The 12,799-nt window shown below is 61.3% G+C and carries 3 protein-coding genes and 6 pseudogenes; 7 read left to right on the plus strand and 2 right to left on the minus strand.

The window, feature by feature from the left end; genetic code table 11:
• Positions 1–93 precede the first annotated feature (93 nt).
• A pseudogene (locus JEY66_RS43210) lies at positions 94–363 on the plus strand (transposase); the annotation flags it as partial.
• A 174-nt stretch (positions 364–537) separates the two neighbouring features.
• Positions 538–1,500 (plus strand): annotated as a pseudogene (istA, locus tag JEY66_RS43215) (IS21-like element ISFK1 family transposase); the annotation flags it as partial.
• Positions 1,501–1,731: 231 nt separating this feature from the next.
• On the opposite strand, the pseudogene JEY66_RS43220 reads toward istA, so the two are convergent.
• Both JEY66_RS43220 and JEY66_RS43225 read right to left on the minus strand, forming a co-directional pair.
• Positions 1,732–2,367: pseudogene (locus JEY66_RS43220) on the minus strand (IS256 family transposase); the annotation flags it as partial.
• Positions 2,368–3,216: 849 nt separating this feature from the next.
• Positions 3,217–4,498: pseudogene (locus JEY66_RS43225) on the minus strand (IS256 family transposase).
• Between the two features lie 239 nt (positions 4,499–4,737).
• Between JEY66_RS43225 and JEY66_RS43230 the strand changes: the two are divergent.
• The 5 genes and pseudogenes from JEY66_RS43230 to JEY66_RS43250 form a co-directional block, all read left to right on the plus strand.
• A complete protein-coding gene (locus JEY66_RS43230) occupies positions 4,738–8,823 on the plus strand; it encodes an amino acid adenylation domain-containing protein (RefSeq protein ID WP_198390678.1) in 4,086 nt (1,361 codons plus the stop codon).
• A gap of 72 nt (positions 8,824–8,895) precedes the next feature.
• Positions 8,896–9,294: a transposase gene (locus tag JEY66_RS43235; protein WP_026193420.1), complete on the plus strand. Its 399-nt coding sequence runs from the start codon at positions 8,896–8,898 to the stop codon at positions 9,292–9,294.
• Complete coding sequence (gene tnpB / locus JEY66_RS43240) at positions 9,291–9,647, plus strand: IS66 family insertion sequence element accessory protein TnpB (protein ID WP_011090953.1); 357 nt, start codon at positions 9,291–9,293, stop codon at positions 9,645–9,647. The genes JEY66_RS43235 and tnpB overlap by 4 nt, the downstream gene beginning before the upstream one ends.
• 134 nt (positions 9,648–9,781) lie before the next feature.
• A pseudogene (gene tnpC / locus JEY66_RS43245) lies at positions 9,782–11,333 on the plus strand (IS66 family transposase).
• A gap of 414 nt (positions 11,334–11,747) precedes the next feature.
• Positions 11,748–12,323 (plus strand): annotated as a pseudogene (locus JEY66_RS43250) (transposase); the annotation flags it as partial.
• Between the last annotated feature and the right edge of the window lie 476 nt (positions 12,324–12,799).

Consider the following 12,799-nt stretch of genomic DNA (forward strand, 5'->3'; position numbering starts at 1 on the left):
GGATTGAGGCTTCACAGCCCAAAACCCTGCAATTTCGATTTTGGATTTCCCTGCCGCTGCGAACCGTGATTCTGTGCTGCATCGGAGGCACCGATGCGACCAAAGAAGCACAGGACGACAGGCTCGAACGATCTGTTCCGGTCCCGGCTGGACCAGATCATCAACATGCGACACGAGCTGGTTCTGCTCGCCGGCAGGGTCGATTGGGACTGGATCGACGGCGAGATCGCGCCGCTCTACAGCGACAACGGTAGGCCGGGTATCGCGACCCGATTCATGATCGGATTGCTGCTGCTCAAGCACATCTACGGCCTGTCCGATGAGGGGGTGTGCGAGCGCTGGGTCCACGATCCGTACTTCCAGTTGCGCGTTTCGGGGGATCGTGAGCGCGGATTTCAGGGGATCGTGAGCAGAGATTTCAGACGATCGTGAGCAACGATTTCGCGGGATCGTGAGCAAGGCTTTCGGAGCCTTGCAGCGCTTCGGCCGACAACTCAACCGGCTTAGGGATGACCTCGTGGTTAACGAGGAAGTCCAATGCCTACCCAGAGATTGTCGATGCGCCGGATCAAGGAAGTCCTTCGGTTAAAACATTTTCAAGGCCTGCCAGAGCGGGCCATCGCGCGGAGCGTGGGCGTCAGCAACGGCGTTGTGCACAGCTACCTGAGCCGCGCCCGCTCTGCTGGGTTGAGCTGGCCGCTTCCGGAGGGAATGACCGATGAAGACCTGGAGCTTTTGCTTTTCCCGGCCCCACGACCAGCGTCTCAGAGCCCGCAGCGGCCGGTGCCCGACTGGAGCTACATCGATAAAGAGCTCCGCCGGCGCAACGTAACCCGTCGCCTGCTCTGGGAGGAGTATCGCGCCGTTAATCCCGACGGTTTCGGGTACACGTGGTTCTGCACTACCTACGAGGCCTGGAAGGGGCGGGTCCGACCTTCGATGCGGCAGATTCATCTGGGCGGCGAGAAGGTGTTCGTGGATTTCGCCGGCGACACCATCGACATCGTCGATCCCCTGACCGGGGAAGTGCAGCCGATGAAGCTGTTCGTCGCGGCGATGGGCGCTTCGAACTACACCTACGCCGAGGCCTGCCCCAGCGAGAGCTTGGCCGACTGGATCCGGGCCCACGTCAACTTGTTCACGTTTTTGAGCGGAACGCCGACGTTCGTGGTCTGCGACAACCTCAAAGCCGCCGTCAGCAACCCCGACCGCTACGATCCCGGCCTCAATCGCACTTATGCCGAGATGGCGAGCCATTACGGCACGGCCATTCTCGCCGCACGGCCGCGGCGCCCAAAAGACAAGGCGAAGGTCGAGGTCGCGGTGCAAATCGCCCAGCGCTGGATTCTGGCCCGGCTGCGCAATCAGTGCTTCTTTTCCCGGGCCGAGCTCAACGCCGCCATCAAGACACTCGTCGACGAACTCAATGCTCGTCAAATGCGTGGCTTCGGCTCAAGCCGCGCCGAACTGTTTGCCGAACTCGACAAACCCAAGCTAACCCGGGGTCGGAACAAGAGCTGTTCCTCCAGACACGCTAAGATCGAACGAAGTGCGAACACTCGTGAGAGATCTGTAGAAGAACCGGCTGGCCGGTTGCATCCTTGCGGCTAGTTCTGAACCACTTGCCCATTGGAGATGAGTCCCTGTAGGGCAGCGGGAGATTGCGGGTGGGTAGAAGAAAGCTGATCAGTTCGAAGGAGACGACAACGCTCCTGGGGATCGCGGCGGACGAGCATCTTCCACCAGCGCCAACGGATGCTTGTTGCCTTCGCCGTCAACTCCGATCGCGGCGACCAGCACGAGATCGTCGCCGAGATGCAGCCCGTCGATTTGGACCACCAGAAGGTCGAGCGCGGACAGATCGGCAGCCATGAAATCGGCCAGCCGCGCCGCCGACAGCGCTACGAACCTCCGCGAGGCCGCCGACTTCGAAACCCCCGATCGGGGCGGTGCCGGCACGTCACCCTCGGGCAGCCGGACAGCGCGGCCGAACCGGCGCGTCGACACATTGATCAGCATCAGGTTCATCGCCCAGCGACCGAGCCAGTCCTCCTGCGCCGCCGTTTCCCAGCTCGGGATCGTGACCTCGCGGCCGTCCACGCCCCGAACCCGCGGGCGCTCGACTTCGATCTTGCCGCCGTGGAAACCAATCCGTCCCCGCGTTCGGCCCCAACGGTGCGCCCGCCGCGCCGCATCGCGACCGTGGCGCGGTCCGCAGGCCGCCACAACATCCGCCTCCATCATCATGCCGAGCGCCTCGATCCCTGCCGCCAGGCAGAACCGATCGAAGCTCGCCCGCACTTCCGCAAACGCCTCGTCCACAGCCCCGGTCGCCGGCCAACCAGCCGGTGTGATATCTCTCGTCATGGCGTTGCTCTCCTTTGTGGAATCAGCACCCCGAGCCTACCGGCTCAAGGTGGGCAACGCCGACCTCTTCAGAAATTCAACAGAACCCGGGACATCCCCGGCTCGTCCGGTTCAAGCCGTCAATGTCCTAAGATCGACAATTGGACAGCAGTATTTCCGCGTTCGGCGCGAAACGACGAGATCTTTCTTTAGGAAAGAGCTTGCAGAACGTCTTTGGCACGGCGATTGCTGCGACGGTGGGCGTCACATCACAATGGTCTGCACTCCGCCAAGAGTTCAGATCAACCCTGTTCGATTTATCCATGTCCATGGCATGCTGATGCTGCCGCTTCCATGGCGCGCACCCGTCGCGAGGTCTCTCACATGCTCATGTCGCTTGGAGTTCTGGCGATGACTTGGCCACAACGGTGCCAAGGAGGAGGTGCTGCGCGCCACGTTCCAGGTGAGAGGTGCCGCGAGCCATTCGTGGCAGATCGAGCTGGCGAGCGTCAATCTACAGCTGAAGCGGGGCGATCCGACGCCAGCAGTGGGTGCGGACCTAGTTTTCTCAGGAGCTGACGGCGATGGAAGGATGTCAGTGTTGGCTTAGATAGGCAATTAGCTGATGCGCTGGCGTATCTCTAGTCATGTTCAGAGTTGGTGGCCAAGCGGTCGGGCGTATCACATGCCGCCAAGTTTAATCGCTAGTCGTCGCAGATCCTGTGCGGATTGTGGGGGCTTGGCCGGTCAATCGACCTGCCGTTGAAGTGGGGTGCCACGCTAGTGGCAGAGATAAGGCTTTATCATGGATGTGAAGCGCGATCGTCATGACCCAGAGCTATCGCCAAATTTTGGTGACGGCCGGGCCGGTCAGGCGGCGGCGGTTTTGGGCTCACGGTCAGCCGTGCTTGGCGATGACCTCAATCCCGTCGTTGAATGTCACACCGAGCACGAGTTTTGGCAACTGGTTGTGACCATCGAGTCGACGCCAACTTTTCTGCGCGGCCTCGGCCAGTTTGAAGACCATCGCGAGCGCCGTCCTGTTGGACAGGCAACCCTTCGATCGGATCGTGCGGTGGCGCACGGTGGCGAAGGTGCTTTCAATGGGATTGGTCGTCCGCAGGTGTTTCCAGTGCTCGGCGGGGAAGTCGTAGAAAGCCAGCAGCGTGTCCCGATCCTTGCCGAGGCAGTCGGCCGCCTTTTCGTATTTGGGTGTGTAGCTCTCGATGAAGGCGTCGAATGCCAGCTCGGCGGTGGCCTTGGACTCCGCCATCCAAATCTCCTGCAGCGCGCGTTTGGCTTTCGGCTGCTGGCTCTTTGGCAGCTTGGCGAGCACGTTGGTGGTCTTGTGCACCCAGCAGCGCTGCTCGCGCGTTGTCGGCCAGACCTCACCGGCGGCCTTCCAGAACCCGAGCGCGCCGTCGGCAATGACGAGCCGCGGCGACACGTCGAGCCCACGCCGCTTCAGATCGAGCAGCAGATCGCGCCAATCGTGCGCGCTCTCGCGGGCGCCATCGGTGAAGCCGACCAGTTCCTTGCGGCCTTCCGGCGTCGCGCCGATCAGCACCAGGATGCACTGCTTCTCGTCCTCGAGGCGAGCTTCGAGATGGATGCCATCGGCCCAGATGTAGACATAGCGCCTGGCCGAAAGATCGCGCTTTTGCCACGCGGCGTACTCGTCGAGCCAGCCGTCCTTCAGGCGACCAACGGCGGATGCCGACAACCCGGCAGCATCCTTGCCGAGCAGCGCCGCCAGCGCCTCGGAGAAGTCGCCGGTCGAGATCCCCTTCAAATAGAGGATCGGCAGCAGCGTCTCGATCGACTTCGACCGCCGCATGTAGGGCGGCACGACCGATGGCGAGAACCGGATACGGTCGGGATCGGCGGCGGCCTCGCGATCGCGCACACGCGGCTGGCGGACGGAGACTGGACCGATCCCGGTCATCACCTCGCGCTCCGGCAGGTGACCGTGGCGGACCACACGCTGCTGGCCGTCCTCGGTCTTCACATCGGCATGCTTGCCGAGAAAGTCCGCGACCTCGGCCTCGACCGCCTGCGCCAACAGAGCGCGGGCCCCGTTACGCAAGATTTCGGTGAGTTGGTCGTCGAACACTCCTGGCTGAATCAGCTTGGTGACGTTATCGTTGGACACGGCATATCGCTCCTTCGGTGGAGAAGTGGAGGCGTCAAGCACCCCCACGATATGCCGCCTTCCCGATTCCCGCCGTCACCAACTTTCAGCGATAGCTCCATGACCCATGTGGGTTGGCATTGTTGAGCAGCGAAGCAGGCGATTTGGATGAGCAGAGACCCCTAGTGTCACCAATCGGTTCTACGGTCTTTGTTGGTGGCGGTACGTTAGCCATTGGGTGCGCTCAGCTAGCAATGGAGATGGGGCACGTCATCCGCGTGGCGCTGTGTGTCGACGCCATATTCCGCGATTGGGCTGCTCGCGCTAATATCTTGTGTGTCGCGAGCGTTGAAGAGCTCTCGATAGTGCTCAACACCGAGTCAGTGGAGTGGGTGTTTTCCGTCGCCAACCCATTCGTATTGCCACCGGATGTGATGAGTCTCGTACGACGAGGCGCTTTCAACTATCATGACGGTCCATTACCGCGGTATGCTGGAGTTCATGCGACGTCTTGGGCGCTGCTGGCCCAAGAGACCGAATATGCCATCACGTGGCATCGTATCGATGATGGTGTTGATACGGGGGACCTGGTTGTTCAGCGCCAAGTCTTGATTGCGCCCATCGACACGGCGTTAACTCTGAACCTCAAATGTTATGAGGCTGCAGTCGAGAGCTTCCGCGAGCTTTTAACCGGTCTAGCGAATGGGGCGTTAAGTAGCTGGCCGCAGGCGCTGGCGGACAGAAGTTACTTTCCGAGACGTCGACGTCCAGATGCGGCAGGCTGTCTGCGATGGGGTCGCTCCGCGCAAGATCTGTCAGCGACGACACGCGCCTTAGATTTCGGGCTGTATCATTTCAATCCGTTATGTCTGTCTAAGGCTCTTGTGGGCGATGACGTTGTCGCAGTCAGGTGCTTGGAGGTGTCGTCTGGCCGCTCGGGCTTTTCAGCGGGCTCCCTGGTTGAAGTCGACCCCGGCCATTGGCGGGTGGCGACGGGTACAAATGACGTTTATGTCTTCTTTGGCAGTTTAGGTGCTGAAGTTTTGGACGCGCAGACACTCGCGCGGCGCTGCGATCTTTATGTAGGCGATCGCCTCCCGATCTTGAGCGATGACGAGGCGCGGAGCATAACCGTTGCGCACGAAATGCTGGCGCCTCGGGAGGATTTTTGGCGACAGCGGCTTCAGCAGTTCAAAATGTCGCAGCTTCCTTTTCTGTCGTCTTCAGAGGCTATGGCTTCGCCCAGATGGCAGTCGAGTTCCCGACTCATTCCAATTGCTTTGGCCGAGTTGTCGGCAGTTGATCGCACTGAACACTTGCTGAGTGCTTGGCTGATATATCTCGCCCGCATCACTGGTGAATCAGAGCTTCAATTGGGATGGACTCCCGCGCCGAGCGGATCGCGAGCCGGGTTGAAATCGTCGATGGAGATGCTTGTTGCCTCTGTCGTGCCCATGCAAGTTACCATTGATCTTGATCGTGATTTTGCAGAGGTGCACAGGGCAATCGCCTTCGAATGCGCTCAGCTGAGGGAGAACGATAGCTTTGCGCGGGATCTTATCGTGCGCTGCCCGACGTTGCGGGGTATGGGGGCGCTACGGTCGCGCCGACCTTGGCCGATGGGCGTTACTGTTACGGAAAACAGCTGTTGCGCTGCGGATGATCTAGCTTCGAGCCCGACTTCTGAAACGGTCCTATCCGGCGATCTCTTGACGTTTGAGGTTTGCGCTCTGGATGGCAGCTTCCGATGGCACTTTGATGCAGGTCGCTTGGCTCCAAGGCAGGTCGACCGCCTGACGGAGCATTTGCAAAATTTGTTGTTTGCTGTGATGGCCGATGCGCAACAAGCGGTGGGGCGGATTGATCTGCTGTCGACTGCTGAGCGCGCGTATCTGTTGGAGGAGCTGAACCGGACGGCGGCGCCGTATCCTGAGCAGCAGTGCATCCATGAGCTGTTCGAGGAGCAGGTGCGCAAGGCGCCGGAGGCGGTGGCGGTGGTCTTCGAGGACGAGCGCCTGAGCTACGGCGAGCTCAATGCGCGGGCCAACCGGCTGGCGCATCACCTGATCGGGCTCGGGGTCAGGCCGGACCAGCCGGTGGCGATCTGCCTGGAACGCAGCCCGGCGATGGTGGTGGGGCTGTTGGCGATCCTCAAGGCGGGTGGCGCCTACCTGCCGCTGGATCCGGCCTATCCGTCGGCGCGGCTGCGCCAGGTGCTCGACGATGCCGCGCCGCAGCTGCTGCTGGCCGATGCGGCGGGACGATCGGCGCTTGGCTGCGATGCGCTGGGGGATGTGACGGTGGTCGATCTCGAGACGGCGACACCGGCCTGGGCCGAGCTGCCGGCCTCGAACCCCGACCCGCGTGCCCTCGGCCTGAGCTCACGCCATCTCGCCTATGTGATCTACACCTCAGGCTCAACAGGCACCCCAAAGGGCGTCATGGTCGAGCATCGGGGATTGGTCAATCTTGTAGCATGGCATGTGCAAACGTTTTGTCCGCAACCAGAAACCAGCTGTGCACTCACAGCTGGAATGGCATTCGATGCCAGCACTTGGGAGCTATGGTCTGCGTTGTACAACCGCAGCACATTGCTGCTCCCGCCCAGAGCACCGGCCGGAGATTCTCTACTTCTGCTGAAGTGGTGGCGTGATCAATCGCTGGGAGTTGGCTTTTTGATCACGCCGCTGGCCACGATCGTGTTGGAAGATAAGCTGGTAAATTCCACATTGAAGTACTTGCTTATTGGCGGTGATCGTCTCCAACGTGTGCCTGCGCCTCTACCAGCGGGTCTAAAGCTAATAAACAACTATGGGCCTACGGAAGCTACGGTCGTAGCGACCTCGGGACGGCTCTTCGTCGAAGACGTAGTGCCGCATATCGGCCGTCCGATTGCCAACACGCGAGTGTATCTGCTGGACGGTCATGGTGCGCCGGTTCCGTTTGGGGCGGTGGGGGAGCTTTACATTGGCGGGGCGGGAGTTGCGCGGGGCTATCTGAACCGGCCCGCGCTGACGGCGGAGCGGTTCATCGCCAGCCCCTTTGTGGAGGGCGACCGGCTGTACCGGACCGGGGATCTTGCGCGGTACTTGCCGGACGGCAATCTGGAGTTCCTGGGCCGCAACGACGAGCAGGTGAAGATCCGCGGCTTCCGGATCGAGCCCGGGGAGATTGCGGCGCGGCTTTGCGAGCACCCGTTGGTGCGCGAGGCGGTGGTGGTGGCGCAACAGGATGGCGCCGGCGACAAGCATCTTGTGGCCTATCTGGTGTGCGCGCCCGAGGCCGGCTCGGACGAGGAAGATGGAAGCACGTTGGCCGGCGCCTTGCGCGCGCATGTGAGTGCGCGGCTGCCGGACTACATGGTGCCCTCGGCGTTCGTGCGGCTATCGGGGCTGCCGCTGACGGTGAACGGCAAGCTCGACCGCAAGGCGCTGCCGGCGCCGGAAGATGATGCGTATGCGCGTCGGACGTACGAGCCGCCGCGGGGCGAGATCGAGACGGCGCTGGCCGAGATCTGGGCCGAGCTTCTGGGGCTCGAGCGGGTCGGGCGCCACGACAATTTCTTCGAACTCGGCGGACACTCGCTGCTGGCGGTGCAGTTGCTCAGTCGCGCAGTCGATCTCGGGATCAAGTTCAGCGCCGCCGACCTCTTCCAAGCCCCCGCTCTAAAGGAACTTGCATCGAACGTTCATTTGGAATCTCAGCCCAGCAGGTCGGGACTGATTTGTGTTCGAGAAACCGGATCGCAGCCGCCGCTGTTCTTTGTTCCCACAGGTTTGGGCGATTGCTCCTATATAGCCAGTTTGGCGCAAGAAATGGATGTCGACTGTCCTGTCTACGGTTTGCCATGGCCGCAATTCAGTGCAGCTCAATTTCCAACTGTTCAAGAGATCGCCTCGCAAGCTAGCATGGCGATTCGCGAGATCCAGCCGCGAGGTCCATATCGGTTCTCTGGATACTCATCAGGAGGAATCTTGGCTTATGCAATTGCGCAGCAGCTACTAAAGCTCAACGAAGCTGTTTCCTTCATCGGCCTAATTGACGTTGTTTTATTTGCAAATGCATCAAGGACATCACCCACCCAAATGATACAAGAAGTACTGCTGGAATCTCTCGAATTAGATGACGAGAAGTTCGAAATCCTCGACCGCTTCGCTGGACAAAATTCAATTTCCCGACTGCTTGAAAAGGCTCAGAGAATTGGGGCGATCCCTCTGGATCGTGATCTCCGCAATGACATTCTGACGTATGAAAGGGCCACGCAGTTCCAACGGGCGCTGGCCTTGTATCAAGTTCCGTCCCTTCCGGTTGAGATACACCGTAAGCGGAGCTTTTCTCCCATTTGATTGATTGGTTTCGCTTCGGCTTTCGCTCTGCGATTCTTGGCTGGTCAGAGAGCCAAGAGGAGACTGAAGGCGATGGAACAATCGGGGGAGGAAGCCGAAGCTGATGGCTTTGTAGGGAAGCTTACGCGCCGGACGCGTTCTGGAGGCCGGTTATGGTCTGCGGAGATCAAGGGGCGCGCTGTTTTCGAGAGCATGAAGCCCGACGCCCGGGTATGTGATGTCGCACGGCGTTATGGTGTGAAGGCCCAGCAGTTGACGAGGTGGCGCAGATTGGCGCGTGCTGGCCGGCTCGCATTGGTCACGGACGACGCGGCGGATTTCGTGTCGATCGAGCTGAGCGATCCAGTGGCGTCAGGCAAGAGCGAGGGGCCCGTCGAGATTACGATTGGCAAGGTTTCGGTCCGCCTGGATGCGGACGTGTCGGCGGTGCGGATCGCGGAGATCGTGACTGCGATCGAGCGCGGCGCATGATCATTCCGGCGCAGGGACTGCGGATTGTGCTTGCTGTGCGTCCTGTTGACTTCCGGTGCGGGCACGACGCGCTGGCCGGTCTTGTGCAAAACACGCTTGGGCTCGATCCGCATTCGGGCCTGATCGTGGTTTTTCGTTCGAAGCGCGCCGACCGGCTGAAGATTTTGCTATGGGACGGCACGGGCCTCGTTTTGGTCTACAAGCGCCTTGGCCGCGATGGTCGTTTCGAGTGGCCGCAGATCAGCGACGGCGTCATGCATCTGACGCGCGTGCAGTTCGAAGCGCTGTTTGAAGGGCTGAACTGGAAGCGAGTGGGCGAACGGATTGTCGCGACGCCAGCTGCGGCGAACTGACTCAGACCCGACAACCTGTTTCGCGCGGGGCTTTGGGATGATAGCTTGCGGATGTGCCGCCGTCCCCCATTGATCCCGCCCGTCTTGCAGCGCTGCCCGCCGATTTGCGCGCGCTCTTCCGCGCGCAGGAAGCGATGATTGAAGCCGAGCGTCGTCGCGCAGACGATGAATGCTCGGCGCGCCTTCATGTCGAGAGTGAACTGGCTGCGTCCAAAGAGAGCGTCGAACGCCTCGAACTGCTCGTGAAGGAGTACGAGCGCGCACGTTTCGGTAAACGCTCGGAAAAGTTCAATCCCGATCAGATGCAACTGGTTCTCGAGGACATCGAGATTGCCATCGCCGAAGTCCAGGAACGCCAGGACGATCGTGCGCGCCGCGCCGGCACGGCGCCGTCCAGCCGCCGGACCAGGCGCGCTGCCCGTGCCTTTCCCGCGCACCTGCCGCGCATCGAGCAGGTGATCGAACCCGAGAACCTCGAGTGTCCCTGCGGCTGCGGCCGGATGGTCCAGATCGGCGAGGATCGCTCCCGCCGTCTCGATGTCATGGCCGCCCAGTATCGTGTGATCGAGACGGTGCGACCGCGCTACGCCTGCGCAAAGGGCTGCACCGGTGTTGCTCAGGCGCCGGCGCCCGCCCATCTCGTGGAGGGTGGCATCCCCACCGAGGCGCTGCTGGCGCAGGTGGCGGTCGCCAAGTTCAGCGAGCACATGCCACTCTATCGTCAGTCGCAGGTTCTGGCTCGGCATGGCATCTTCATCGATCGCGCCGTTCTGGCAGACTGGATGGGAACGGTCGCCTTCCACCTCGCGCCGCTGGTCGAGCGCATGAGCGTCGTGATGAAGCAATCGGGCCGCTTGTTCATAGACGAGACCAGGGCGCCTGTGCTCGATCCGGGCCGGGGCCGAACGAAGACCGGCTATCTGTGGGCTGTCCTGCGCGACGATCGCGGCCACGGCGGCGCTGATCCACCAATCGTGGTCTACCACTACGCGCCAGGACGCGGTGGTGACCATGCTGAGCGCATCCTCGAGGGCTTCGACGGCATCCTTCAGGTCGACGGATACCAGGGCTATCATCGGCTCGCACGGCCCAAGCGCAAAGGCGGCGTGCCGCTGCGGCTGGCCGCATGTTGGTCCCACTCAAGGCGCAAGATCATCGCAGCGACTCCGAAAGCCGGCTCACCCATCGCCGAAGCCGTTCTCGCGCGCATCGCCGCACTCTATGCGATCGAGAAGGAGATCCGTGGCGCCGACGCCCCGGCTCGGCAAACGACCCGTAACGAGCGATCACGGCCGCTCGTCGCTGAACTCGAGAGGTTTCTGCGCGAGCAAGCCGCTCGCCTGTCGCCTGTCGCCGGGCAGCGAGATGGGCAAGGCGATCGCCTATCTCCTGAACCATTGGGATGGCCTCACCTTGTTTCTCGACGATGGTTGCGTTGAGATGGACACCAATCCCGTCGAAAATCAAATCAGGCCGCTGACTCTGACGCGTAAAAATAGTTTATTTGCTGGTCACGACGAAGGTGGTCGTTCATGGGCGCGCATAGCTTCGCTCATCGCCACCTGCAAAATCAACAGCGTGGAGCCCTACGTCTGGATGAAAGCGACGCTCAAAGCGATCGCAACCGGTCACCCGCAGTCCCGGATCGACGAGCTCCTGCCCTGGTCGTTCGGCCGCACCTCGTAATTCTCCGTCGTTGCCGCCTCCATACCCCCCGCCAACGATTTGCAAACACGTTGATCAACAGACTGCAATCCCCACGCCAAACCTTTGCGAATGGGACGCGAACGTCGCTTACGGTCAGGCGCCATCTGGCGCATGCTCAGAAACGAAAGGGCTTCGGCTGGGAACGATGGAATAGGCGGTGGCTGTACGACACTCTCGGGCTGTTCAACGCCTACAGAGTGCGACGCGACGGGCCGAAAGTCGCCCCAGCAGGATAGGTCCCATAAGCGTTGGCGTGAAGCAAATGGGAGCGCGCAGTGCGGGAAATCCGCATGCTGCGTGCGACGTGGAGGGGACTGGAAACGTGGCACGGTCGAGAGGCCTGTCGGCTGCCAGTCTTCGACCCTACCGGGGAGGAGAAGCGCGCTCGCGCTTCTTACTCCACTGCCCATCGGCCGCGGCTTTCTCTATCTCGTCGCCATCATCGACTGGGCGAGCCGTGCGGTTCTGGCGTGGCGGTTGTCGAATACGATGGACGTCTCGTTCTGCGTGGCGGCTCTGGAAGAGGCGCTGGCGACGTACGGCACGCCGGAGATTTTCAACACCGACCAGGGCAGCCAGTTCACCAGCGTGGCCTTCACCGGCGCGTTGGTGGGCGCAGGGATCAAGATCTCCATGGATGGCCGCGGTCGTTGGATGGACAATGTCTTCATCGAGCGGCTGTGGCGGTCGCTCAAGCATGAGGACATCTATCTCAAGGGCTATGCCGACGGCCGCGAGGCCAAGGCAGGGATCGCGAGCTGGATCGCCTTCTACAACGATCGTCGCCTTCATCAGTCCCTCGGCTATCGCACGCCGATGGCGGTCTGGCGCGAACGGATGCAGGCCGCGAAGGCTGTGGACATGGTGGACAACGCTGACGCGTTGACCACATGCCCATCAGCAACTGCAGCAGACAGAGTCTCTGGCTGCGTGATAGAAAGGGATCAGGAGCGATCCGTTTCCAACTAACAAACCGGTTCAACCGGTCCCGCTCCGCGGGTCCATTTTAGCGCAACCCCGACCAGCTCCGCCGATCGCATGTTGCTCCACCCGCGCCTCGTGGCGTAAAATAAGTCGAGACTCTAATTGCCGCTGGATGAAAGTTCGGGGGCAGGTCAGCATCAATCAACGCCTGTACGGCCGCTCAAACGGGTACGCCCATATCCTCTGCAGCTGCCGTGACGACTTTGAGTGGTTCCTCGAGCTCTTTTTGGTCGAATGCGTCGCGCAGCTCACGAGGCGCCCGCGTCAGCATCCAAGCGTCAGCCTTCCGGCGACCGCCAGCTGACCAGTCCGGCCCTCGCCGGCGAACGCGATGTCCCACCGCCAGTTACACCATGCTCAGGGACACGATCTGGCATCGATGAGCTGTTTAAGGTCGTTGATAGGCGTCGAGCCAGAACTTGGCGGTTTTCCGGGACACTCATCATAGTCACATGGTCGCC

It is taken from the genome of Bradyrhizobium elkanii USDA 76 (genome assembly GCF_023278185.1).
GTDB lineage: Bacteria > Pseudomonadota > Alphaproteobacteria > Rhizobiales > Xanthobacteraceae > Bradyrhizobium > Bradyrhizobium elkanii.

Bases quoted from the DNA above. Each gene is read 5' to 3' on its own strand.
- tnpB (WP_011090953.1), top strand. From the start codon at position 9,291: ATGATCATTCCGGCGCAGGGACTGCGGATTGTGCTTGCTGTGCGTCCT.
- JEY66_RS43235 (WP_026193420.1), top strand. From the start codon at position 8,896: ATGGAACAATCGGGGGAGGAAGCCGAAGCTGATGGCTTTGTAGGGAAG.
- JEY66_RS43230 (WP_198390678.1), top strand. From the start codon at position 4,738: ATGGGGCACGTCATCCGCGTGGCGCTGTGTGTCGACGCCATATTCCGC.